The sequence below is a fragment of the Streptomyces sp. NPDC005878 genome (genome assembly GCF_040629815.1).
In the GTDB taxonomy this organism is placed as follows: domain Bacteria; phylum Actinomycetota; class Actinomycetes; order Streptomycetales; family Streptomycetaceae; genus Streptomyces.
In genome coordinates this window covers 21,154-45,904 of record NZ_JBEXWK010000007.1, presented here as the reverse complement: position 1 = coordinate 45,904, position 24,751 = coordinate 21,154, and the positions used below count along the sequence as shown (strand labels likewise).

The following is a 24,751-nucleotide window of genomic DNA, read 5'->3' as shown; positions in this document are numbered from 1 at the left end:
GGTTGCTCGCGCAGTTCCCCGCGCCCCTAGGGGGTTCCCCGTCGCCGGGAAACATGGCTCGGCCCTGGTTGCCAGGGGCGCGGGGAACTGCGCGACCAGCCACCCACGGTCCGCAGAGGAAGACGGCAGGCGGGAGCCGGGGGGCGCAACCCACCGGGGTCGCAGCGCAACCCACCGGGCGCGCAGGGCCGCCGGCCCCGGACAGGGGCCCCGGGGGCGTAGTCCAGGCAAGACCCACCCACCCCCGGGGCTGGGGGAGGAGTCGGGACCGGGCGTCCCGTAGGGCGCGAAAAGGGCCGGGCCCCCGGATGAATCCGGGGGCCCGGCCCTCAGCCTGCCGAAGGCTACGCGTGGGTCACACGCGACCCGCCCGTCAGTTGTCGTCCTCGTCGATCAGGAAGCCCCGCATCGGGGACGGAGCCTGCTGCATCGGCGACGGGCCCTGCGGCCGCACGGGCGCCATCGGCTGCGTCATCGCGGGCGACATCTGCTGCTGCCCGCCGTACGAGGGCGCGCCACCCATGGACGGCTGGCCGCCCATCGTGTGGCCCATCGACCCGGCACCGGCCGACGCCATCGACCCGCTCATCTGCGGAGCCGGCGGCAGCGACGCGGTCGCCGGGGTGCGCGGCGGAGCCAGCGAGTCGTCCGCCTGGGTCTCCAGCTGGCGCAGCTGCGACTCCAGGTAGGACTTCAGGCGCGTACGGTACTCGCGCTCGAAGCCGCGCAGGTCCTCGACCTTGCGCTCCAGGGTCGCGCGGGCCGACTCCAGCGAGCCCATCGCGACGCGGTGCTTCTCCTGCGCGTCCCGCTCCAGCGCGTCCGCCTTGGCGCGGGCGTCCCGCTCCAGGCCCTCGGCGCGCGACCGGGCCTCGCCGACGATCTTGTTGGCCTCGGAGCGGGCCTCCGCGATCGCCTGGTCGGCGGTCTGCTGGGCCAGCGACAGGACACGCGCGGCGCTGTCGCCGCCGGGGCCCTGGCCGGGCTGCGACATCTGCGGACCGTGGCCGCCCATGGGGCCGCCCATCGGCTGGCCCATGGGGCCCTGGCCGAGCTGGTTCTGGCCCATCGGACCCTGGCCCATGGGACCCTGCCCCATCGGACCCTGGCCGAGCTGGTTCTGGCCCATCTGGTTCTGGCCCATCGGACCCTGACCCATGGGGCCCTGACCCATCTGGTTCTGACCCATCGGACCCTGACCCATGGGACCCTGGCCGTGCTGGCCCTGCGGACCGTGTCCACCGGGGCCGGCGGGCAGCTGCGGGGCGCCGCTCGGCAGCTGGGGCGGGCCGCCCATCTGCTGCTGCTGCACCTGCGGAGGTCCGGATATGGCGGCGGGCACGGGCGCACCCGGACCGCGCTGGTCCTGCGGCTCCGGCTTGCGCATACCCTGCTGCTGCTGGTTCTGCGCGGCGGCACGCGTCGCGGCGGCCAGCTTGGCGCGCAGGTCCTCGTTCTCGCGAAGCAGGCGGGTCAGTTCGGCTTCGACCTCGTCCAGGAAGGCATCGACCTCGTCCTCGTCGTAGCCTTCTCGGAGCCGGACGGTCGTGAACTGCTTGTTCCGCACGTCCTCAGGGGTCAGCGGCATCTCTTCTTCACCTCTACGTAGTCGTCGGCAGTCGGCAGGACCGTGTCGCTCACATCTATCTCCCCACGCTGGTGACGATGGAGATCAGGATGTACACGATGATCATCAGAACGAAGAAGGACAGGTCGAGTGCCACGCCCCCGAGACGCAGCGGCGGAATGAACCGCCGCAGAAGCTTGAGCGGTGGATCGGTGACAGTGTAGGTGGCCTCAAGAACGACCACCATCGGCTTGCCAGGTTCCCATGAACGTGCGAACTGCAAGACGTAGTCCATGACGAGCCGGAAGATCAGCACGATGAGGAAGCACATCAGCGCGATGTAGACCACATCCAGTGCGACGCCCATCTCGCGCTTCCCTCTCCCCTTGCTCTCTGTGCCCCCGGCCCCGTGGCCGGATCGTTCCCGGTGTCGTGTCTCAGCTCTGGTTGAAGAAACCGCCCTCTGCGATACGGGCCTTGTCCTCCGCCGTGACATCGACGTTAGCAGGCGACAACAGGAACACCTTCTGCGTCACCCGTTCAATGCTGCCGTGCAAACCAAACACGAGACCGGCGGCAAAGTCGACAAGTCGCTTCGCATCGGTGTCGTCCATCTCGGTGAGGTTCATGATCACCGGCGTGCCCTCGCGGAAGTGTTCCCCGATGGTACGGGCCTCGTTGTAGGTCCGCGGGTGCAGCGTGGTGATGCGGTAGGGCTCCCGCTCGGACACGACCTTGGGCATGATCACCGGTGCGTTCTTCTCCAGGCTCGGACGTTCAGGTGTGATGGATGCCACGGGGGCGATTCGCGCCGGACGCCCCGATTCCGCGGGCATCACGGCTGCATGGGAGACCGGTTCGCGGGGGGCCGGCGGCTGTACGGCTCGTACCGGTTCGTCCCGTTCGACCTGATGCGGGGGCTGGTGCCGCCGACGGTCCCGCTCGGGCTCCGGCTCGGGTTCGAACTCGTCATCGGGGTCGAACCCCGGGCCGTCGTACCCATCGTCCTCCACGAGACCGAGGTAGACCGCCATCTTGCGCATCGCGCCGGCCATGCTCCGATTCCTCCGCTCTGTGGTGGATCGCCCTTGTCGCCAAATGTCGCAGTGTCACCAAGTGCCCACGATCCACTAGGTCTGCCCACCGAAGAGTGGGAATGACCATATTTTCTGCTGTGGTCCGACTTGCTTCGCGACGTTACCCGAGCCGGGGTCGGTCTCCGAGTACCGCCGTACCGACGCGTACATGTGTCGCTCCGGCCGCTACAGCCTCTTCGAGATCCGCACTCATCCCTGCTGACACCATGTTCGCAGCCGGATGAGCGCGGCGCAGGTCAGTCGACAAATCCATCAGCCGCTCGAACGCGGCACGGTCGCGGCCCGCGTACTCGCCGGCCAGCGGCGCGACGGTCATCAGACCGTCCAGCCGCAGACCGGGAGCGTCCGCCACAAGCCCGGCCAACTGCCCGATTCCGTCCGGGGCGACGCCGCCCCGGTCGCCCCGCGCCCCCGACTCCGCGTCGAGCGCGACCTGGATGAGGCACCCCACCTCCCGCTCCGCCTTCACGGCGGCGGCGGACAGGGCCGTGACCAGGCGGTCCCGGTCGACAGACTGCACCAGATCCGAGTAATTCACCACGGAACGGACCTTGTTCGTCTGGAGCTGGCCCACGAAGTGCCAGCGCAGATCGGTCAGGTCCGCGCACTCCGCCGCCTTGGGCGCCGCGTCCTGGTCCCGGTTCTCGGCGACCTGGCGCACGCCCAGCTCGTGGAGGAGCCGGACGTCGCTCGCGGGGTAGGTCTTGGTGACCACGATGAGCGTCACGTCGCCGCGCTTGCGCCCGGCCGCCGCGCAGGCCGCGGAGATACGTTCCTCCACCCGCGCCAGGTTCGCGGCGAGCTCCGCCTTGCGACCGGTCAGGTCCGTCTCGTCCGTCTGGTCGGTCCGGTCCGTCATGACCCGCTCCCCTCTCCCTCGGCGTCCCGCTCCGCGTCGAGCCAGACGTATCCGGCGAGCCGGCCGGTGGTGCGGTCGCGGCGGTACGAGAAGTGGTCCTTCGATTCGAGCGTGCACACCCCGGACGCCTGCCGGTCCGTCACCCCGAGCGCCGCCAGCTGCGCGTGCACGCCGGCGGTGACGTCGACGGCCGGGGTTCCCCAGCCGGTCTCGGACCAGGCGGCGGGCTCGACCGCGGCGACCTCGTCCCGCATCGCCGCCGGCACCTCGTAGCACCGGCCGCAGACGGCGGGCCCGGTCCGGGCGGTGATCCGGGACGGCTCGGCCCCGAGCGAGACCATCGCCCCGACCGCCGCGGGCACCACGCCCGCGACCATCCCGGGCCGTCCCGCGTGCGCCGCGGCCACGACCCCGGCGACCGGGTCGGCCAGGAGAACAGGTGTGCAGTCGGCGGTCAGGACCGCGAGGGCGAGCCCGCGACGTGCCGTCACCACCGCGTCCACAGCCGGGACCTCCGCGTCCGCGCCCCAGGGCCCGTCCACCACGGCCACGTCCCGCCCGTGCACCTGGTTCATCCAGACCACCCGGTCCGCGTCGAGGCCCAGCGCCCGCGCACTGCGTCCGCGATTGGTCCGGACCACATCGGGCGCGTCGCCGACCGCGCCGCCGAGGTTGAGCTCCTCGTACGGAGCGGCGCTCACCCCGCCCCACCGGTCGGTGAAGGCGAAGTGCGCGCCGCTCACGAGGGAGTGCTGCCCTATCACTTCAAGAAGTCCGGGACATCCAGCTCTTCGGCCTGGCTGTCCTGGTACGGACGGGCCGTCGGCACCTGCGGCGGGGTGGTCTCGCCGGCCGGGGCCGTCTCGACCGGGGCCGGGGCCGGGGTGTCCTCGCGCGGGCTCACGGTGCCGAGCCCGCCCAGCGGGCGCTCGGCCGCGCGGACCGGCGCGGGCTCCTCGCGCTTGGCGGTGGTGGAGCCGAGCACGGTGTCGCGGCGGGCGGGCGGCTGGCCGCCGTCGAACCCGGCCGCGATGACCGTGACCCGGACCTCGTCGCCCAGCGCGTCGTCGATGACCGCGCCGAAGATGATGTTGGCCTCGGGGTGGGCGGCCTCGCTGACCAGCTGCGCGGCCTCGTTGATCTCGAAGAGACCGAGGTCGGAGCCACCGGAGATGGAGAGCAGCACACCACGGGCGCCGTCGATGGACGCCTCCAGGAGCGGCGAGGAGATCGCCATCTCGGCGGCGGCCACCGCGCGGTCGTCGCCGCGCGCCGAGCCGATGCCCATGAGCGCCGAACCGGCCTCGGACATGACCGACTTGACGTCGGCGAAGTCGAGGTTGATCAGACCCGGGGTGGTGATCAGGTCGGTGATGCCCTGGACGCCGGAGAGCAGCACCTGGTCGGCCGACTTGAACGCGTCGAGCACGCTGACCTGGCGGTCCGAGATGGACAGCAGCCGGTCGTTGGGGATGACGATGAGGGTGTCGACCTCTTCGCGGAGTTCGGCGATGCCGTCCTCCGCCTGGTTGGCGCGGCGGCGCCCCTCGAAGGTGAACGGCCGGGTGACCACACCGATGGTGAGGGCGCCGAGCGAGCGCGCGATGTTGGCGACGACGGGCGCGCCGCCGGTGCCGGTGCCGCCACCCTCGCCCGCGGTGACGAAGACCATGTCGGCCCCCTTGAGGACCTCCTCGATCTCCTCGCGGTGGTCCTCTGCCGCCTTGCGCCCGACTGCCGGGTTGGCTCCGGCCCCGAGGCCGCGGGTCAGTTCACGGCCGACGTCGAGCTTGACGTCGGCGTCGCTCATCAACAGAGCTTGTGCGTCGGTGTTGATCGCGATGAACTCGACGCCCTTGAGACCGACCTCGATCATTCGGTTGATGGCATTGACACCACCGCCGCCGACACCGATGACCTTGATGACTGCGAGGTAGTTCTGCGGTGCTGCCACGTCGAAGGCCTCTCGCCTCGAGTTACGGGTCGTCACGTGCGGGTGTCGCACGGCGACGACGAATGCCGATGTGGGACGGTCCGAACGCCGACCCGAACCCTAACGTTGAAGTTTAGGGTTACCAATGTGTCTGTTCACTGGACTCTTCCGAACAGGACACTAAGTCGACAAGTGGCGCACGTTCAACGAACACGCCGAACCTCCCGTTTTTCTTTTCACCCTATGTGATCACCCGTAGCGATGACCAACCAGGGTGCTGGCCAGCGCATATGTGCGTCAACTCCCCGATACCGCCGGGGCGGTGGGGGCGCTCACATCGAAGTACCGCGCCCGGGGCGCGGCTTTCATGAGGGCGACCAGCGTACGGGCCTTGAGCTCCCCCTCCTCCTCACTGCCCCACAGGACGGTACGCCCGCGACTCAACTCCAGGGAGACCGCGTCGTAGGAGGTGACCCGTACGAGGCGGGTGTCCGCCGCTACGGCGGACGGGAGTTCGCCCGCCACCCGCACCGCCGCGCGCACCAGCACATCGGCCGGAAAGCGGCGCAGGGAGGTCGAGTTGTCCGGGTTCAGTTCGAGCAGCGGTACGTGCGCGGGCGCCTTGGCGACCGTGGCGAACCGCACACCTTTGGCGTCCACTTCGGTGAATTTCGCGCCTTTTTTCATCAGCAGAACGGGCTTGCGCTCGGTGACGTCGAGGGTGATGCCGTGCGGCCAGGAGCGGCCGACGTCCACCGAGTCCAGCCGCGGCAGTCTGCGCAGCAGCCGGGCCCCGATCCCGTCGGTGTCGACCGAGATCAGCGGCGATCCGACCGGAACGGCGGCCGCCGCCTCGACCTCGGCCGGGGTGAGCACCTCGGTGCCGGTGATTTCCACCTGTTCGGCCCGCAGCCAGGTGGAGCCGTACAGCACCCACAGGAGGGCCGCTCCGGCGACGAGCGCGGTGGCCAGAATCAGCACCAGCCGCCGCCGGGCGGGCAGCCGCAGCCGCAGCCGGCGCAGGGGGCGGCGGGGGCCGGACGGGCCGGACGTGTCCGCCTGCCCCGTCCCGCGTCGAGCGGTCGCCTGTCCGGCCACGGTCCCCTGCCTTCTGCCGCTCCGTCAGCGCGCGGCGATCGCCTCGTACACCATGCCGACGAGCAGGTCGTCGGCGTCCCGGCGGCCGAACTCGGAGGCGGCGCGGGACATCTCGTACAGCCGGTGCGGGTCGGCGAGCACGGGCAGGACCTGGTCCTGCACCCACGCGGGGGTGAGCTCGGCGTCGTCGACCAGCAGACCGCCGCCCGCCTTCACCACCGGCTGGGCGTTGAGCCGCTGTTCGCCGTTGCCGATCGGCAGCGGGACGTAGGCGGCGGGCAGCCCGACGGCGGAGAGTTCGGCGACGGTCATCGCGCCCGCGCGGCAGAGCATCATGTCGGCCGCGGCGTACGCGAGGTCCATCCGGTCCACGTACGGTACCGGGATGTACGGCGGCATTCCGGGCATGTTGTCGACGCGCGGCAGTTCGTTCTTCGGGCCGACCGCGTGCAGGATCTGGATGCCGGAGCGCTGGAGGACCGGAGCGACCTGCTGGATCACCTCGTTGAGGCGGCGGGCGCCCTGCGAGCCGCCGGAGACGAGCAGCGTCGGCAGGTTGGGGTCCAGGCCGAACGCGGCGCGCGCCTCGGGGCGGACCCGGGCGCGGTCGAGGGTGGCGATGGAGTGCCGCAGCGGGATGCCGATGTAGCGGGCGCCGCGCAGCTTGCTGTCGGGGGTGGCGACGGCGACCCCGGCCGCGTACCGCGAGCCGATCTTGTTGGCCAGACCGGGGCGCGCGTTGGCCTCGTGCACGACGATCGGCACCCCGAGGCGCTTGGCCGCGAGATAGCCGGGCAGCGCCACGTAGCCGCCGAAGCCGACGACGCAGTCGGCCTTGGTGCGCTCCAGGATCTGCTCGGCGGCCTTGATCGTGCCCCGCAGCCGCCCCGGGACCGTGATCAGTTCGGGGGTGGGCCTGCGGGGCAGCGGGACGGCCGGGATGAGCGCGAGTTCATAGCCCCGCTCGGGGACCAGCCGCGTCTCCAGGCCCTTCTCCGTGCCGAGGGCCGTGATCCCCACGGTCGGGTCCTGCCTGCGCAGGGCGTCCGCGAGGGCGAGCGCGGGCTCGATGTGGCCGGCGGTCCCCCCACCGGCGAGTACGACATGCACCGAAATTCACCGCTCTCCGGACGGACGCTTCTTGACGCGCCGTCTCATCGACTTCCAACTCACCCGAGGCTGCCGCATGGCCAGCGCCGCCCGCGCCGCGGGGTCGTCCCGCGCGAACGCGATCAGCAGCCCCACGGCGAACATGGTCGGCAGCAGGGCGGACCCCCCGTAGGAGAACAGCGGGAGCGGGACCCCGGCGATCGGCAGCAGACCGAGCACCGCACCGATGTTGATCACGGCCTGGGCCACGATCCAGGTGGTCACACCTCCCGCGGCGTACCTCACGAAGGGGTCCTCCGTGCGTCCGGCCACGCGGATACCCGCATAGCCTAGAGCCGCGAACAGGGCGAGCACCGACAGTGTGCCCGCCAGGCCCAGTTCCTCACCGGTGATGGCGAAGATGAAGTCGGTGTGGGGTTCGGGGAGTTGGCCCCATTTTTCCACACTCGCGCCCAGCCCGGAACCGAACCATCCGCCCGAGGCGAGTGCGTAGATCCCGTGCACGGCCTGCCAGCACTGGTCCTGCGGGCCGGGGTCGGTGGCCCCGATGCAGGCGAGCCGGCCCATCCGGTTGGGGCTCGTCTTGATGAGGAGCACGGCGATGGTCGTGGCCACCGCGAGGACGCCGCCGAAGAGCCGGGTGGGCGCCCCGGCGAGCCAGAGCAGCCCGAAGAGGATCGCGCAGAGGATGATCGCGGTGCCCATGTCGCCGCCGAGCATGATCAGCCCCAGCAGCAGGAACGCCACCGGGACCAGCGGCACCAGCATGTGCTTCCACTGGGTGAGCAACCGTTTGTCCTGCTTGCGGGCGAGCAGGTCGGCGCCCCACAGGATCATCGCCAGCTTGCCGAACTCGCTGGGCTGGAGCTGGAACGGACCGCCCAGGTAGATCCAGTTCTGGTTGCCGTTGACCGACATCCCTATCCCGGGGATCTGCACCAGGACCATCAGGAAGACGGTCACCACCAGCATCGGGTAGGACAGGGCCCGGTGCAGCTTGGCGGGCATCCGGGAGGCCGCGAACATCAGCGCCCCGCCGATCAGGGCGGCGAGGAACTGCTTGCGGAAGAAGTACGAGGCCGGCAGCGACAGCTCCAGGGCCTTGATCATCGAGGCCGAGTAGACCATCACCAGACCGAGCACGGTGATCAGCAGCGAGCTGCCGAGGATCAGGTAGTACGCGGTGAGGGGGCGGTCCCAGCCCCGCCGGGCGCGCTCCAGGAGCCGCCGCGGACCGCCGCCGCGGAGCCGTGGCGGGACGCCGCTGCCGCCGCCGCGCCCGACCGCAGGGCGGCGCGGGGAGGCCGCGGCACGGCTGCGCAGGACGAACCCGGGCGGGGTCGCTTCGGCCGGCATGTGTGCTGTCCCCTCCAGTCGTGCCCGGCGCCGCCGGCCCGCGGGACGGGTCCCGGCCGGCTAGGCGCGCTCGGCGGCGAGTTCGCGGACCGCTTCCGCGAAGGCCTCGCCGCGCTTGTTGTAGTTGGTGAACATGTCCATCGAGGCGCAGGCCGGGGCCAGCAGGACCGTGTCCCCGGGCTTGGCGAGCCCGGCCGCCTCGCGGACCGCCGCGGACATCGCCCCAGTGTCGGTCCGGTCGAGGTCGACCACCGGTACCTCGGGGGCGTGTCGCGCCAGCGCTTCGGCGATGAGGTGGCGCTCGGCGCCGATCAGGACGACCCCGCGCAGCCGCTCGGCCGAGTGGCGTACCAGCTCGTCGAAGGACGCGCCCTTGGCGAGGCCCCCGGCGATCCAGACGATCGAGTCGTAGGAGGCCAGGGATGCCTCGGCGGCGTGGGTGTTGGTGGCCTTGGAGTCGTCCACGTAGGCGACCGAGTCCACGTCCGCCACGTGCGCGATCCGGTGGGCGTCGGGCGTGAAGGCCCGCAGCCCGTCCCGTACGGCCCGGGGCTCGACGCCGAAGGCGCGGGCCAGGGCCGCCGCCGCGAGGGCGTTGGCGATGTTGTGGGGGGCCGCCGGGGTCACATCGGCGACCTCGGCCAGCTCCTGGGCGTTCTTCTGCCGGTTGGCGACGAAGGCGCGGTCGACGAGGATGCCCTCCACGACGCCGAGCTGGGAGGGGCCGGGAGTGCCGAGGGTGAAGCCGATCGCCCGGCAGCCCTCCTCGACGTCGGCCTCGCGCACCAGGTCCTCGGTGGCGGGGTCGGCCGCGTTGTAGACGCAGGCGACCGTGTTGCCCTCGTAGATCCGGCCCTTGTCGGCGGCGTACGCCTCCATGGAGCCGTGCCAGTCGAGGTGGTCGGGCGCCAGGTTGAGCACGGCGGCCGAGTGGGCGCGCAGCGAGGGCGCCCAGTGCAGCTGGTAGCTGGAGAGCTCCACGGCGAGGACGTCGTACGTCTCCTCGCCGAGCACCACGTCGACGATCGGCGTGCCGATGTTGCCGACGGCGGCGGTGCGCAGACCCGCCGCGCGCAGGATCGAGGCCAGCATCTGCGTGGTCGTGGTCTTGCCGTTGGTGCCGGTGACCGCCAGCCAGGGCGCGGGCTCGCGGCCGTCCAGGTCCCGCAGCCGCCAGGCGATCTCCACGTCCCCGACCACGTCCACGCCCGCCTCGGCGGCGGCCGCGAACAGCGGGGAGTCCGGCTTCCAGCCGGGCGAGGTGACGACGAGTCCGGTCCCCTCGGGGAGGGTGTCCGCGTCTCCCAGCCGTACGGAGACGCCGTGCCGCGCCAGTTCGGCCGCGCGCTCGTGGTGGGCGGCGGAGTCACCGCCGTCCACGACCGTCACCACGGCTCCGAGACCGGCCAGGGCGCGGGCGGCGCTGACGCCGCTCACCCCGAGGCCGGCGACGGTGATCCGCATGCCCTGCCAGCTCTGGCTCACTTGTCGGCTGCCCATCCCGCGTAGAAGAGACCCAGGCCCACGATGACGCACATGCCCTGGATGATCCAGAACCGCACCACCACAAGGACCTCGGACCACCCCTTGAGTTCGAAGTGGTGCTGGAGCGGGGCCATCCGGAAGACGCGCTTCCCGGTCATCTTGAACGAGCCGACCTGGATGACCACCGACATGGTGATCATCACGAAGAGGCCGCCGAGCAGGGCGATCAGGAACTCGGTGCGCGAGCAGATCGCGAGGCCGGCGAGCGCGCCGCCGAGCGCGAGCGAACCGGTGTCACCCATGAAGATCTTGGCGGGCGAGGTGTTCCACCACAGGAAGCCGAAGCAGGAGCCCATCAGGGCCGAGGCGACCACCGCGAGGTCCAGCGGGTCGCGCACCTCGAAACAGGCGTTGGGGTTGGTCAGGGTCTGCGCGTTGGCGCAGGACTCCTGGAACTGCCACAGCCCGATGAAGGTGTAGGCGCCGAAGACCATCACGGAGGCGCCGGTGGCCAGGCCGTCCAGACCGTCCGTCAGGTTCACGCCGTTGGACATGGCGAGAATCATGAACAGCGCCCAGATCACGAACAGGACGGGCCCGATGGACCAGCCGAAGTCCGTGATGAAGGAGAGCTTGGTGGAGGCCGGGGTCTGGTGCCGCTTGTCCTCGAACTGGAGGGACAGCACCGCGAAGGCGATACCGACGATCAGCTGGCCGGCCATCTTCGCCTTGGCCCGCAGACCGAGCGAACGCTGCTTGACGATCTTGATGTAGTCGTCCAGGAAGCCGACCAGGCCCATGCCGGCGGTCAGGAAGAGCACCAGCAGACCCGAGAAGGTCGGGTCCTCGCTGGTGATCACCTTCGTCGCGGCGTACGCGATGAGCGTCGCCAGGATGAAGGCGATGCCGCCCATGGTGGGCGTGCCCTTCTTGCCGGCGTGGCCGCGCGGGCCGTCGTCGCGGATGAACTGGCCGTAGCCCTTGCGGGCGAGCAGCTTGATGAGCAACGGGGTGCCGACCAGGGTCAGGAAGAGACCGATGGCTCCCGCGAAGAGGATCTGCCTCATCGGGCGGCGACCTCGCCCTCGACGCCACCGTCGAGCAGCGCGAGTGCCACCCGTTCCAGGCCGACCGACCGCGATGCCTTCACCAGCACGACGTCACCCGGGCGCAGTTCACTGCGCAGCAGGTCGACGGCCGCCTGTGCGTCGGACACGTGCACCGACTCCTCACCCCACGAACCCTCGTTATATGCGCCCAGTTGCAGCCAGGACGCTTCCCGGTCCCCGACTGCCACGAGCTTGCTGACGTTGAGCCGGACGGCGAGCCGTCCGACCGCGTCGTGCTCGGCGAGCGATTCGTCGCCGAGCTCGGCCATCGGACCGAGCACCGCCCACGTACGTCCCCCCCTGGCCCGGGCGGCCTCGCCCATGGCGGCGAGCGCGCGCAGGGCGGCTCGCATGGACTCGGGGTTCGCGTTGTAGGCGTCGTTGACGACTGTCACACCGTCCGGACGCTCGGTGACCTCCATACGCCAGCGGGAGAGGGTGCCCGCCTCGGAGAGCGCGCGGGCGATCTCGTCTGCGGACATGCCCAGCTCATGGGCGACGGCGGCCGCGGCGAGCGCGTTCGACACGTGGTGCTCACCGTACAGGCGCAAGGTCACGTCGCTGCACCCGGAGGGTGTGTGAAGCCTGAAGGAAGGCTGTCCGGCCGCTGTGAGCCGGACATTCTCGGCACGTACGTCCGCGTCCTCGGCCTCGCCGAAGAGCAGGACGCGCGCCTTGGTGCGCGAGGCCATCGCCCGTACCAGCGGGTCGTCGGCGTTGAGCACGGCGCGGCCGCCCTCGTCCGCCGACGGCAGCCCCTCCACCAGCTCGCCCTTGGCCTGGGCGATCTGCTCCCGGCCGCCGAACTCGCCGATGTGCGCGGAGCCGACGTTGAGGACGAGTCCGATCCGCGGCGGGGTCAGACCGGTGAGATAGCGGATGTGGCCGATCCCGCGCGCGCCCATCTCCAGGACCAGGTGGCGGGTCTCGGAGGTGGCGGTGAGCGCGGTCAGCGGCAGGCCGATCTCGTTGTTGAGCGAGCCCGGCGTGTAGACCGTGGGCGCGTGCCGCTGGAGCACCTGCGCGATCAGGTCCTTGGTGGAGGTCTTGCCGGAGGACCCGGTGAGCGCCACCACGTCGGTGCCCAGCCGGCCCACGACCTCGCGGGCCAGCGCGCCGAGCGCGCCCTGGACGTCGTCGACGACGATCGCGGGCACACCGACGGGCCGGGTGGCCAGCACGGCCACCGCGCCCGCCTCGTACGCCCCGCGCGCGTAGTCGTGGCCGTCGACACGCTCGCCCGCGAAGGCGGCGAAGAGGGAACCGGGCGCCACGGCGCGGGAGTCGATGACCACGGATCCGGTGACCTGGACGGACGGATCCGGTATGTCGTGCGACTGCCCGCCGACGATTTCGGCGATCTCGGCGAGGGAGAGGGCGATCACTGCTTCATCCCTGACTGTGCTTGGCGGTGTTCGATCGCGGCCCGCAGGACCACACGGTCGTCGAAGGGGCGGATCACCCCGTGGGTGTCCTGGCCCTGCTCATGGCCCTTGCCCGCGACCAGGACGGTGTCGCCGGGCTCGGCGCGGGCCACGGCCGCGGCGATGGCGGTGGCCCGGTCGGCGTCGACCAGGACGTCACCGCGCTCGTGCGCGGGCACCTCGGCGGCGCCCGCGAGCATCGCGGCGAGGATCCCGAGCGGGTCCTCGGAGCGGGGGTTGTCCGAGGTCAGTACGGCGGTGTCGGCGAGCCGGGCGGCGGCCGCGCCCATCGGCCCGCGTTTGGTGCGGTCGCGGTCCCCGCCGCAGCCGAGCACGATGTGCACCTTGCCGCGGGTGACCTTGCGCAGCGAGCGCAGAACCGATTCGACGGCGTCCGTCTTGTGCGCGTAGTCCACCACCGCGAGGAACGGCTGTCCCGCGTCCACCCGCTCCAGGCGGCCGGGCACGCCCGGCACGGCGGCCACGCCGTCGGCGGCGGTCTGCGGGTCGACGCCGGCGACGGCCAGCGTGACGATCGCGGCGAGGGTGTTGGCCACGTTGAACGGGCCGGGCAGCGGGGCGGTGGCGGAGATCCGCTCGCCCTTGGGCCCGACGACCGTGAAGGTCGAGCTGTCCTGGGCCACGTCCACGTCCTCGGCGCGCCAGTCGGCATCCGGGTGGCCCTCGGCCGAGAAGGTGGTGACCGGGATCTCCGACTCGGTCACCAGCCTGCGGCCGTACTCGTCGTCGAAGTTCACCACCCCGACCCGGGCGCGCCGCCGCGTGAACAGCTGCGCCTTCGCCCGGAAGTAGTCCTCCATGTCGGAGTGGAACTCCATGTGCTCCGGGCTGAGGTTGTTGAAGACGGCGACATCGAAGACGCAGCCGTCGACCCGGCCCAGCACCAGGGCGTGGCTGGAGACCTCCATGGCGACCGACTCCACCCCGCGCTCGCGCATCACCGCGAACAGGGCCTGGAGGTCGGTGGCCTCGGGGGTGGTCCGCTCGGACTTGAGGCGCTCGTCGCCGATGCGCGTCTCGACCGTGCCGATCAGACCGGTGCGGTGCCCGGCCCCGCGCAGCCCGCCCTCGACGAGGTAGGCGGTGGTGGTCTTCCCCGAGGTGCCGGTGATGCCCAGTTGGAGCAGGTCGCGGCCGGGGTGGCCGTAGATCTCGGCGGCCAGGGCGCCCATGGCGCCGCGCGGGTCCTCGGTGACCAGGACCGGCAGGCCGGTCGCGGCGGCGCGTTCGGCGCCCGTCGGGTCGGTGAGGACGGCGGCGGCGCCCAGGCCCGCGGCCTGGGCCGCGAAGTCGGCGCCGTGGAAGCGGGCGCCGGGCAGGGCCGCGTAGAGGTCGCCGGGGCGCACCGCGCGGGAGTCGTGGGTGATGCCCGTGACCTCCCCCGCGCCCGGGCTCTCGGCTCCCAGCCGTTCGGCCAGCTCGCTCAGGGGCGTCGGGCTGCCCCGGTCCGGACGGGGCGCTCCCGGCTGGTGCGCGGGCGCGTCCTGCGGGGCGGTTCGGTACTGATCAGCGTGTGGCACGGCGGTGAGCGTACCGGGCGCACCCGCCGGGTCGCCAAAAGAGGGGGGCGGGGCGTGGTGGTCGCGGTTCTGGTTCCCGGGGCCGGGGGTGATGGTTGTCACGATGGTTCCGGATTCAGTCGGTGCCGCCGAAGGAGACGGGCAGTTTGGGCGGCTGGGCGCCGGTCGGCGGGATCTGAAGCGTCTTGAGCGCGAACTCCATCACCTGCTTGTAGATCGGACCGCAGATCTGACCGCCGAAGTAACTGCCCCTGGTGGGGTTCTGGATGGCGCAGTAGACGGTGATCGCGGGCTTGTCGGCGGGGGCGAAACCGGCGAAGGACGCCGTGTAGCCGTGGTAGCGGCCGGTCTTGGGGTCGACCCGGTTGGCGGTGCCGGTCTTGCCCGCGACCCGGTAGCCGGGGATGCGGGCCTTGGTTCCGGTTCCCTCCTCGTCGCCGACGACCGACTCCAGCATCTGCGCCACGGTCCTGGCGGTCTTCTCGCTGACCACCCGGGACTGCCTGGGCGCCGGGGCCGGGGTGAAGCGGCCGTCGGGGCCCCTGGTGCCGCGGACCAGCGTCGGTTCCACGCGCACCCCGCCGTTGGCGATCGTGGAGTACACCGAGGCGGCCTGCATGGCGCTGAGCGAGAGGCCCTGGCCGAAGCGGATCGTGTACTGCTGGGAGGTGGACCACTTCTGGGGCGGCGCGAGGATGCCCGGGGTCTCGCCGGGGTAGCCGAGGCCGGTGGGCGAGCCGAGGCCGAACTTGCGCAGGTACGAGTAGAGGACCCGGTCGGCCTCGGCGTCGGTCTTGCCGAGCTGCTCCACGGCGAGGATCGTGCCGATGTTGCTGGACTTGGCGAGGACGCCGTTGAGCGTCAGGTTCCAGGTCGGGTGGTCGATGTCGTCCTTGAAGAGCCGGTCGCCGCGGTGCAGCCGGTTGGGGACGGTGACGTGGGTCAGCGGGGTCGCCGCGTTCTCCTCCAGGACCGCGGCCATGGACATGACCTTGGCGGTGGAGCCCGGCTCGTACACGTCCTGGACGGCCGCGTTGCCCAGTGCCGAGGTGTTGGCGTGGGAGAGGTCGTTGGGGTCGAAGCCGGGGGCGTTGGCCATGGCGAGGACCTCGCCGGTGTCGGTGCGCTGGACCACCACATAGCCCCGGTCGGCCTGGGACTTGCGGACCTGGTCGGTGATGGCCTTCTGGGCCATCCACTGGATGTCCCGGTCCAGGGTCAGCTCGACTCCGGAGCCGGGGACGGCCGGGGTCTCGCGGGTGCCCGCGGTGGGCACCCGGCGCCCGCCCGACTGGGCGTAGGTGATCTTGCCGTCCTCGCCGGCCAGGACCTTGTCGAGCTGGGACTCCAGGCCCCCGCCGCCGCGGCCCTCGGCGTTGACGTACCCCAGTATCCCGGCGGCGAGGTCGCCGTTGGGATAGACGCGCTTGCTGCTGGACTCGTTGAAGACGCCACCGAGCACATTGGCGCCGGTGCCGCCCTTGGCCAGGTCGGCGCGGGCCTTCTCGGCGAAGACCTTCTTCAGGTCCTTGATCTGGTTCCACACCTGCGGGGTCTGGCGGCGGGCGAGGACCACATAGCGGCTGCGGGGCGTCCGCAGCTTCTTGGCGATCTCCTCCTGGTCCTTGCCGATCAGCGGGGAGAGCAGGGCCGCGGCCTGCTGGGGGGCGTCGGGGGCCTTGCTGGTGGCCGGGGTGAACATCGACGGGTCGGCGGTGATGTCGTACGCGTCGACGCTGGTGGCCAGGGCGATGCCGTCGCGGTCGGTGATCTCGCCGCGCTCGGCGGGCAGCGCGTAGCTGGCGTACCGGTTCTTCTCCGCCTTGGCGGAGTACGCGCTGGCGTCGACCGCCTGTACCTGGAGCAGCCGCACCACGAACGCGATCATGACCAGGGTGAGCCCCAGGCTGACCAGGCGCAGCCGGGGGCGCGGGCTGCCGAGCCTTATCCGGGCGGGGGGCTTGGGGCGGCGCTGCGCCGGGCGGGCCTGGGGGCGCGGCCGCGCGGGTCCTGGCACCCGGCGGCGCGGCGGTTCCTGGGGGCTCACTGCGTCACCTGCCGGGGGTCGGGGAGGTCTTCGCGGGGGCGGGCGCCGGGGGTACGGAGGCGCGCGGAGGTGTACCGGAGGGGGTCTGCGCGGGCGCCGGGGCCGGCGCGGGGGTGCCGGACGGCTGCGCGCCCGGGGCGGGAGAGGCGGCCGGGGTCTCGGGGGACGGGGCGGGGGCGGTCACGGCCGCGCCCTGGACCAGCTCGGGGCTGGGCGCCGGGGCGGGCTGGACGGCGCCGCCGGGCACGCCCTTGACCGTGCCGTCCGGGTTGAGGAACAGGGGGCTGCCGCCGGGGACCATCCCGAGCTCGGTGGCCCGCCGGGAGAGCGCGTCGGGGGCGGAGAGGCCGTCCACGTCGTGCTGGAGGGCCTGCTGCTCGTCGGTGAGCTCGGTGGTCTGGCGGCGCAGCTCGCTCAGCTTGAACGAGCCCTCGTTCAGCGCCGAGTTCAGCAGCAGCAGGCTGATCAGTCCGCCGCCGAGGAGGACGACGACCAGCAGGACGAACGGGGTGCGGGCGGGGCTGCCCGTGCCCGCGGGGGGCAGCAGCCTGCCGAGCCGGGCGGCCCGCCCCCGCAGCTGCCTGGCCGGTGCGCTCACCGCACGTCCTCCCGGATCCGCTGGGCCCCGCGGAACCTGGCGGGGGCCGCCCGGCGGTTCTCGGCGACCTCCTCCTCCGTGGGCAGTTCGGCGCCGCGGGTCAGGAGCTTCAGCCGCGGCTGGTACTGCTCGGGCACCACCGGCAGGCCCGGCGGGGCCGTGGTGGCGGCGCCGGCCGCGAAGACCTGCTTGACCAGGCGGTCCTCCAGCGAGTGGTACGACAGGACCGCGATCCGCCCGCCCACGTCCAGGGCCGCGACGGCGGCCGGGATCGCCCGCTCCAGGACCGAGAGCTCGCCGTTGACCTCGATGCGCAGCGCCTGGAAGGTGCGCTTGGCGGGGTTGCCGCCGGTGCGCTTGGCGGCCTGCGGCAGCGCGTCGCGGATCAGCTCGACGAGCCGCGCGCTGTTGCTGAACGGCTCCTTCTCTCGCTCGCGGACGATCGCCGAGACGATCCGCTTGGCCTGCTTCTCCTCGCCGTACTGGCGCAGGATGCGCACCAGTTCGCCCGGCGCGTACGTGTTGAGGACCTCGGCGGCGCTCATCCCGGTGGTCTGGTCCATGCGCATGTCGAGCGGGGCGTCCTGCGCGTAGGCGAAGCCGCGGTCGGCCTCGTCGAGCTGCATCGAGGAGACGCCGAGGTCGAAGAGGATGCCCTGGACGCGCGGGACGCCGAGCCTGTCGAGGACCTCGGGGAGCTCGTCGTAGACGGCGTGGACCAGGGTCGCGCGCTCCCCGTAGGGTGCCAGGCGCTCGCCGGAGAGGCGCAGGGCCTCCTTGTCCCGGTCGAGGGCGATCAGGCGCGCCTCGGGGAACCGGGTGAGCAGGGCCTCGCTGTGCCCGCCGAGGCCCAGGGTGCAGTCGACGACGACCGCGCCGGGCTGCGTCAGGGCCGGGGCCAGCAGGTCCAGGCACCGCTGGAGCATCACCGGGACGTGCCGGGTCCGCTCCTCCCGTCGCCCGCCGTCGCCCTCGCTGGGAAGCGCTTCGCGCCCTGTCACTTTGGCCCTCTCAGGTCCGGCGGGCACCCCGCGCATACGGCCGGGTCCCCACCCGCTCGGAAGGTCTGCCGGCGCCGGGGAAGTGGCGTCAGCCGACCGGCGAGCGGGAGGAGGCCGAGCCGTACGCGCGCCGCGCACGCGGGGGGAAACTGTGCAACTGCTCTGTATTGCGGATACGGAATCTGTCCCCGCAAGCGGGCCGGAGTGTGTCACCCCTCCCACTTCGCGTCACTTTAGTCCACCGGTCCTGTCGGTCAATCAACGGCCCAGCGCGTCGCGGGGTGCACTTTTCACCCGCACGGGTGACCGATTACCACGCTTGTGGGTTACCTCACAGCGGACCGAGTTGACGGGATTTTTCCGTCCTCACAGCGCGACCGGACGATCTACGGCGACTAACGTCATAGACATGTCGACTCCTGCGCACCTCCCCGCAGAGCCCCCCGTCCGCCCCCGCCCGGCGGTCGGTGACGGGGGTACCGTCACCGACCGGCTGGTCGACGCGAACCGCACGTACGCACAAGCGTTCGACGATCCGGGTATGGACGCCCGTCCGGTCCTGCGCGTCGCGGTGGTGGCCTGCATGGACGCCCGCCTCGACCTCCACGCGGCCCTCGGCCTGGAACTCGGCGACTGCCACACCATCCGCAACGCCGGCGGCGTGGTCACCGACGACGTCATCCGGTCGCTGACCATAAGCCAGCGGGCGCTCGGCACCCGCAGCGTCATGCTCGTCCACCACACCGGCTGCGGCCTGGAGTCGCTCACCGAGGACTTCCGCCACGAGCTGGAGGACGAGGTCGGCCAGCGCCCCGCCTGGGCGGTGGAGTCCTTCCGCGATGTCGACCAGGACGTACGCCAGTCCATGCAGCGGGTCCGCACCTCCCCGTTCCTGCCGCACGTCGACGACGTGCGCGGATTCGTCTTCGACGTCACCACCGGCCTGCTGCGCGAGATCGACCCGGCCGCCTAGCGAGGGCCCGGCCGGCAGCCGGACCGACTGCCCCGCCGACTGCCCCCGCCGACTGTCCGCCGGCTGTCCGGCCGGGGCGGTTCGGACTCGATTCCGCGTCGCTTCGGAGTCTCTTCGGCGACTCTTCGGGGTCCCTTCGGGGACAAAAACACGGCAACCCCCGACATATCCCCTCCAGTTATCCACAGGCGAGTGACACGACGCGGCGACGGCAACAAGAATGCGGGGGTGGCATCCGTCCGAACGTCTCGGACGCGGTGTCCCTATTTCGAAGTGGGCCGTTCCGTTTCCAGTGCGCCGGCCCGCAGGCAACTGGGGTAACCCCCCGCTTCTTGAGCGGGGGGAAGGGCCGAGGAGGGCCGGGTGACGACCTATGACGAGCGAGCGAGCCTCACAGATCTGACCGCCACTGCGGAGCGCGTCCGCAGGTCGGTGGAGGGTGTGATCGAGGGCAAGCCCGAGGTCGTACGGCTCTCGCTGACCGTACTGCTCGCCGAGGGGCACCTCCTGATCGAGGACGTCCCGGGCGTGGGCAAGACCATGCTGGCCAAGGCGCTGGCCAAGTCCATCGACTGCTCGGTGCGGCGTATCCAGTTCACGCCGGACCTGCTGCCGTCGGACATCACCGGTGTGTCCATCTACGACCAGCAGCGGCGGGACTTCGAGTTCAAGCCGGGCGCGATCTTCGCGCAGATCGTCATCGGCGACGAGATCAACCGCGCCTCCCCCAAGACCCAGTCGGCGCTCCTGGAGTCCATGGAGGAGCGCCAGGTCACCATCGACGGGCAGACCTACGAACTGCCCAGCCCCTTCATGGTGGTGGCCACCCAGAACCCGGTCGAGATGGAGGGCACCTACCCGCTGCCCGAGGCCCAGCGCGACCGCTTCATGGCCCGCGTCTCGATCGGCTACCCGTCGGCCGAGGCCGAGCTCCAGATGCTCGACGTGCACGGCGCGGTCTCCCCGCTCGACGACCTCCAGCCGGTGGCGCACGCGCACGACATCGTCAAGCTCGTCGACGCGGTCCGCAAGGTCCACGTGGCCGACGCCGTGCGGAGGTACGCGGTGCAGCTCGTCGGGGCCACCCGCACCCACCCCGACCTCAGACTCGGCGCCTCGCCGCGCGCCACGCTCCACCTGCTGCGCGCCGCCAAGGCCACCGCCGCCCTGAGCGGCCGGGAGTACGCGCTGCCCGACGACGTCCAGGCGCTCGCCGTCGCCGTCCTCGCGCACCGGCTGCTGCCCACCGCCCAGGCCCAGTTGAACCGCCGCACCGCCGAGCAGGTCGTCCTGGAGATCCTCCAGCACACCCCCGTGCCGCAGGCCGGCGGCCCGCTCTACGGCCAGCAGCAGCCCGGCACCCGGCGGCTGTGATGGCGGCCGGGGCTCCCCCGGCGGGGGCGGGGGCCGAGGACACCGAGAAGGGCGGGGCCCGGGCGGCCCTGTCCGGACTGACCACCCGCGGCCGCTCGTTCCTGGCCGCCGGGATCGCCGCCGCGATCTGCGCGTACGTCCTGGGCCAGGAGGATCTGCTGCGGGTCGGGCTGCTGCTCGCCGTGCTGCCCCTGGTCTGCACGACCGTCCTGTACCGCACGCGCTACCGCGTCGCGGGCAGCCGGCGGCTGGCCCCCGCGCGCGTGCCCGCGGGCTCCGAGGCCCGGGTGCACCTGCGCGTCGACAACGTCTCCCGGCTGCCCACGGGCCTGCTCATGCTCCAGGACCGGGTGCCGTACGTGCTGGGGCCGCGCCCCCGCTTCGTCCTGGACCGGGTGGAGGCGGGCGGCAAGCGCGAGGTGTCCTACCGGGTCCGTTCCGATCTGCGCGGACGCTATCCGCTCGGTCCGCTCCAGCTGCGCCTGACCGACCCGTTCGGGATGTGCGAACTCACGCGCGCGTTCAGCGCCTTCGACACCCTCACAGTGATACCGCGCACCGAACCCCTGCCGCCGGTGCGCCTGTCCGGCGAGGCCGCCGGGTACGGCGACGGCCGGCACCGCTCGCTGGCGCTGGCCGGCGAGGACGACGTGATCCCCCGGCTGTACCGGCACGGCGATGACCTGCGCCGGGTCCACTGGCGCTCCACCGCGCGCTACGGCGAGCTGATGGTGCGCCGCGAGGAGCAGCCGCAGCGGGCCAGGTGCACGGTGCTCCTGGACACCCGTGACCTGGCGTACGCGGGCGCCGGCCCTGACTCCGCCTTCGAATGGGCGGTCTCGGGCGCGGCCTCGGCGCTGGTGCACATGCTGGAGCGCGGCTACTCGGTGCGGCTGCTGACCGACACCGGAAGCTCGGTGCCGGGCGAGGGCGAGGGCGGGTTCGCCGGAGCCGGCCAGGACTCCTCGGACGCGGCGGGGCTGATGATGGACACCCTCGCGGTCGTGGACCACTCCGACGGCGCCGGCCTGTCGCCCGCGTACGACGTGCTGCGCGGGGGCAACGAAGGGCTGCTCGTCGGGTTCTTCGGGGACCTCGACGAGGAACAGGCCGCGGTCGCGGCGAAGATGAGGCGGCGCAGCGGCGCCGCGGTCGCGTTCGTCCTGGACAGCGACCTGTGGACGCACGGCTCACCGCCGCCCGGGGGCTTCGGCCCGGCCGAGCGGACGCTGCGGCTGCTGCGCGAGGCCGGGTGGACGGCGCTGGCCGTGCCGCCGGGCGCCTCCCTCACGCACCTGTGGCGCCAGGCGGGTCAGGAACGGACGGGCACGGGGGCCGCTTCGGGCGGCGCGTGGCCGTCGGGAACATCGGGGATACCGGGAATGTCAGGGGCGTGGTCATGAGCGGGCGCGGACGGCTGGCGCTGTGCGCCTTCGCCGCCACGGTGATGACGTCGTGCTCCATGCTGCCGCTCGTGGACCGGGCGACCTGGATCGTGCAGGCGGCGTTCCTGCTCGCTCTCCAGGCCGGGGTGGGCGCGCTCGCCCGCCGGGTGCCGCTGGCGCGGCCGCTGACGGTGCTGGTGCAGGCGGCGGTGACGCTGGTGCTGCTGACCGCGGTGTTCGCGCGGGAGCAGGCGCTGGTCGGGCTGCTGCCGGGGCCGGACGCCCTGGAGCATCTCTCCGCGCTGCTCCAGCAGGGAGCCGACGACGTCAGCCGGTACACGATCCCGGCGCCCGCCACCGACGGCATCCGGCTGATGGTGGTGGGCGGCACGCTGGCGATCGGGCTGGTGGTGGACGCGCTCGCCGTGACCTTCCGCAGCGCCGCCCCCGCCGGGCTGCCGCTGCTCGCGCTGTACTCGGTGGCCGCGGGCCTGTCGAACGGCGGGGCGAGCTGGCTGTGGTTCCTGCTGGCGGCCGCCGGCTATCTGCTGCTCCTGCTCGCCGAGGGCCGCGACCGGCTCTCCCAGTGGGGGCGGATGTTCGGCGGGGCGGCCCGGTCCGACCGGCCGCAGACGCCGTTCGAGGCGGACAGCGGCCCGCTGGCGCCGGTGCGTACCGGCCGCCGGATCGGGGCGCTCGCCCTGGGCATCTCCCTGGTGATCCCGGCCGCGCTGCCCGCGATGGGCTCCGGCCTGCTCGGCGGGAGCGGCGGCGGCAGCGGCGAGGGCGGCGGAGGCGGCACGATCTCCGCGGTCAACCCGCTGGTCTCGCTCCAGAACAGCCTCAACCAGCCGGAGGACCGCGAGGTCCTGCGCTACCGCACCAACGCGCAGGACACCCAGGACCTGTATCTGCGGATCGTGGCCCTGGACCAGTTCGACGGGGCGTCCTGGAAGTCCTCCGAGCGCAAGATCAAGGACGTGCCGGACGTGCTGCCGCAGCCCGAGGGGCTGAGCCCGTCGATCGGCACCGCCGAGATCCGCACGAGCGTGTCGGCGGCCGGCTGGTACACCCAGAACTGGCTGCCGATGCCCTATCCGGCGACCAAGGTCGACATCGGCGGGCACTGGCGCTTCGAGCCGGTCGGCCGGACCCTGGTGGGCGACCGGGGCCAGACCACCCAGGGCGCCCAGTACCAGGTCAGCAGCCTCCAGGTGCGCCCGACGGCGGACCAGTTGGCCGCCGCGCAGCCCGCGCCGGCGGCGCTGGCGCGGGAGTACACGAAGGTCCCCCAGACCCTGCCGCGCATCGTCGGCACGACCGCCCGCAGGATCACCAGAGGCGCCACCACGGACTACCAGCGGGCCGTGCTGCTCCAGGACTGGTTCGCGGTGAAGGGCGGGTTCACGTACGACACCCAGGTCGAGTCCGGCAGTGGTACGGAGGCGATCGCCCGCTTCCTCAAGGACAAGCAGGGCTTCTGCGTCCACTTCTCCTTCACGATGGCCGCGATGGCCCGGACCCTGGGCATACCGGCCCGGGTGGCGGTGGGCTTCACGCCCGGCGAGCCGCGTGCGGACGGGACGATGTCGGTGGGGCTGCGGGACGCGCACGCGTGGCCCGAGCTGTACTTCGAGGGTGTGGGCTGGACCCGGTTCGAACCGACCCCCTCGCGCGGTTCCGCCCCCGACTACACCCGCCCCGACACCCCGTCGGGTGCCCCCAGCAACCCGGTGAAGCCCTCCGAGGGTCCCTCGGCGCGGCCCTCCGCGGCACCGGCCCCGTCCTCCTCCTGCCCGGCGCAGCTGCGCAAGCAGAACGAGTGCGGCGAGGTGGCCCCGGCGGCTCCCCTGGACGGCGACGACGGCGGAACCCCCGCGGCCACGGTGGCCGCGGTGGCCCTGGGCGTGTTCGCGGCGCTGGCGCTGCCGCTGCTGCCGTGGCTGTGGCGGGTACGGGTCCGCTCCCGGCGACTGGCCAGGGCCGGGCACCCGGAGGCCGATCCGGTCACCGCCACGCTGACGGTGTGGCGGGAGGTCATCGACACGGCCTGGGACCACGGCATCGTCCCCGACGACTCGCTGACGCCCCGCAAGGCGGCGGCGCGCATGGTGCGGCTGGGCGGCCTCGAGGGCCCGGCGGCGGAGTCGGCGCACCGCGCGGCAAGCGCGGTGGAACAGGTCCTGTACGCCCCGACCCCCCGGCCCCCCACGGGCCTCCCGGAGGCGGCCCAGGACATCCGCACGGGCCTGCGGACCTCCCTCCCTCTCCGGTCCCGCCTCCGAGCCGACCTGGCCCCCCGCTCGGCGGCCCGCCTGACCTGGACGGCAACGGCGAAGTGGCAGTCCCTGACGTCCGCGACGGCTACCCGTCTGGGCAGCTGCGGAGGACGGTCCTGAGGACGGTGTGGCGGAGGCCGACGAGGGGGTCGGCGTGAGGGGGTGAGGCGGGGGCCGACGGGAGCGCACCGGGCCGGAGCCAACGGCTCCCGCAGACCGGCGCCGCTTCCCCGGCGCCGACCCTCGCCCCTACGTGCCCGACCCCGGCACCCCGGCTTGGCCGCCCTCCTCTCCCGCCCGGCCCGCACCGGGCCGACCTTTCAAGACCGGGCGGACGCATATCCAGCCCGTCCGGCGCTTGAGGACGAGTGAGGCCGCAGGCCGAGGCGACGGCCCGCAGGGCGGGACGGCGGAGGCACCCCCCGAGGGCGCGATGAATCAGCCCGTCCGGCGCTTGAGGACGAGCAAGGCCGCAGGCCGAGCGACAAACCGCTGAGGGGCGACCACCGCATCGG

At 72.4% G+C, this 24,751-nt stretch carries 20 protein-coding genes; 4 read left to right on the top strand and 16 right to left on the bottom strand.

Annotation, left to right across the window (positions count from 1 at the left end):
* Positions 1–373: 373 nt before the first annotated feature.
* The 16 genes from ABZ404_RS13870 to rsmH all read right to left on the bottom strand — a co-directional run bounded on the left by ABZ404_RS13870 (position 374) and on the right by rsmH (position 18,225).
* Positions 374–1,588, bottom strand: a complete 1,215-nt coding sequence (locus ABZ404_RS13870; protein WP_358835613.1) for a DivIVA domain-containing protein — start codon at positions 1,586–1,588, stop codon at positions 374–376.
* 55 nt (positions 1,589–1,643) lie between these two features.
* Positions 1,644–1,934, bottom strand: a complete 291-nt coding sequence (locus ABZ404_RS13865; protein ID WP_358835612.1) for a YggT family protein — start codon at positions 1,932–1,934, stop codon at positions 1,644–1,646.
* 70 nt (positions 1,935–2,004) lie between these two features.
* Entirely contained in the window at positions 2,005–2,622 is a 618-nt protein-coding gene (sepF, locus tag ABZ404_RS13860) for a cell division protein SepF (RefSeq protein ID WP_067158125.1), read from the bottom strand.
* A gap of 142 nt (positions 2,623–2,764) precedes the next feature.
* The gene (locus ABZ404_RS13855) at positions 2,765–3,487 is read right to left on the bottom strand and encodes a YggS family pyridoxal phosphate-dependent enzyme (RefSeq protein ID WP_358835614.1); all 723 of its coding nucleotides are present in this window, start codon (positions 3,485–3,487) and stop codon (positions 2,765–2,767) included.
* A 32-nt stretch (positions 3,488–3,519) separates the two neighbouring features.
* Entirely contained in the window at positions 3,520–4,266 is a 747-nt protein-coding gene (gene pgeF, locus ABZ404_RS13850) for a peptidoglycan editing factor PgeF (RefSeq protein WP_358835611.1), read from the bottom strand.
* Between the two features lie 17 nt (positions 4,267–4,283).
* A complete protein-coding gene (gene ftsZ / locus ABZ404_RS13845; protein WP_358835610.1) occupies positions 4,284–5,477 on the bottom strand; it encodes a cell division protein FtsZ in 1,194 nt (397 codons plus the stop codon).
* Positions 5,478–5,753: 276 nt separating this feature from the next.
* The gene (locus tag ABZ404_RS13840) at positions 5,754–6,554 is read right to left on the bottom strand and encodes an FtsQ-type POTRA domain-containing protein (protein ID WP_358835609.1); all 801 of its coding nucleotides are present in this window, start codon (positions 6,552–6,554) and stop codon (positions 5,754–5,756) included.
* Between the two features lie 24 nt (positions 6,555–6,578).
* A complete protein-coding gene (murG, locus tag ABZ404_RS13835) occupies positions 6,579–7,664 on the bottom strand; it encodes an undecaprenyldiphospho-muramoylpentapeptide beta-N-acetylglucosaminyltransferase (RefSeq protein WP_358835608.1) in 1,086 nt (361 codons plus the stop codon).
* Positions 7,665–7,670: 6 nt separating this feature from the next.
* Positions 7,671–9,020, bottom strand: coding sequence for a putative lipid II flippase FtsW (gene ftsW, locus ABZ404_RS13830; RefSeq protein WP_358835607.1), 1,350 nt, complete (start codon positions 9,018–9,020; stop codon positions 7,671–7,673).
* A gap of 60 nt (positions 9,021–9,080) precedes the next feature.
* On the bottom strand, positions 9,081–10,520 hold the full coding sequence (gene murD / locus ABZ404_RS13825; RefSeq protein ID WP_358835606.1) for a UDP-N-acetylmuramoyl-L-alanine--D-glutamate ligase: 1,440 nt from the start codon (positions 10,518–10,520) through the stop codon (positions 9,081–9,083).
* Positions 10,502–11,572 (bottom strand): phospho-N-acetylmuramoyl-pentapeptide-transferase, encoded by a 1,071-nt coding sequence (gene mraY, locus ABZ404_RS13820; protein ID WP_283143831.1) that lies wholly within the window; start codon positions 11,570–11,572, stop codon positions 10,502–10,504. The genes murD and mraY overlap by 19 nt, the downstream gene beginning before the upstream one ends.
* Complete coding sequence (gene murF / locus ABZ404_RS13815; RefSeq protein WP_358835605.1) at positions 11,569–12,999, bottom strand: UDP-N-acetylmuramoyl-tripeptide--D-alanyl-D-alanine ligase; 1,431 nt, start codon at positions 12,997–12,999, stop codon at positions 11,569–11,571. Before murF ends, mraY begins: the two co-directional genes overlap by 4 nt.
* Positions 12,996–14,681 (bottom strand): UDP-N-acetylmuramoyl-L-alanyl-D-glutamate--2,6-diaminopimelate ligase, encoded by a 1,686-nt coding sequence (locus tag ABZ404_RS13810; protein ID WP_358990407.1) that lies wholly within the window; start codon positions 14,679–14,681, stop codon positions 12,996–12,998. Before ABZ404_RS13810 ends, murF begins: the two co-directional genes overlap by 4 nt.
* A 13-nt stretch (positions 14,682–14,694) precedes the next feature.
* Positions 14,695–16,626: a penicillin-binding protein 2 gene (locus ABZ404_RS13805; protein WP_358837148.1), complete on the bottom strand. Its 1,932-nt coding sequence runs from the start codon at positions 16,624–16,626 to the stop codon at positions 14,695–14,697.
* Positions 16,627–16,630: 4 nt separating this feature from the next.
* Entirely contained in the window at positions 16,631–17,224 is a 594-nt protein-coding gene (locus ABZ404_RS13800; RefSeq protein ID WP_358837147.1) for a septum formation initiator, read from the bottom strand.
* Entirely contained in the window at positions 17,221–18,225 is a 1,005-nt protein-coding gene (gene rsmH / locus ABZ404_RS13795; protein ID WP_358837146.1) for a 16S rRNA (cytosine(1402)-N(4))-methyltransferase RsmH, read from the bottom strand. The genes ABZ404_RS13800 and rsmH overlap by 4 nt, the downstream gene beginning before the upstream one ends.
* A 409-nt stretch (positions 18,226–18,634) precedes the next feature.
* Here rsmH and ABZ404_RS13790 point away from each other — a divergent pair, with 409 nt between their 5' ends.
* From ABZ404_RS13790 to ABZ404_RS13775, 4 genes are all read left to right on the top strand, one after another.
* A complete protein-coding gene (locus tag ABZ404_RS13790) occupies positions 18,635–19,198 on the top strand; it encodes a carbonic anhydrase (RefSeq protein WP_358837145.1) in 564 nt (187 codons plus the stop codon).
* A 363-nt stretch (positions 19,199–19,561) separates the two neighbouring features.
* Positions 19,562–20,572 (top strand): MoxR family ATPase, encoded by a 1,011-nt coding sequence (locus ABZ404_RS13785; protein ID WP_358990404.1) that lies wholly within the window; start codon positions 19,562–19,564, stop codon positions 20,570–20,572.
* The gene (locus tag ABZ404_RS13780; RefSeq protein ID WP_358837505.1) at positions 20,572–21,975 is read left to right on the top strand and encodes a DUF58 domain-containing protein; all 1,404 of its coding nucleotides are present in this window, start codon (positions 20,572–20,574) and stop codon (positions 21,973–21,975) included. Before ABZ404_RS13785 ends, ABZ404_RS13780 begins: the two co-directional genes overlap by 1 nt.
* A complete protein-coding gene (locus tag ABZ404_RS13775; RefSeq protein ID WP_358837504.1) occupies positions 21,972–24,356 on the top strand; it encodes a DUF3488 and transglutaminase-like domain-containing protein in 2,385 nt (794 codons plus the stop codon). Before ABZ404_RS13780 ends, ABZ404_RS13775 begins: the two co-directional genes overlap by 4 nt.
* The last annotated feature ends 395 nt before the right edge of the window (positions 24,357–24,751 follow it).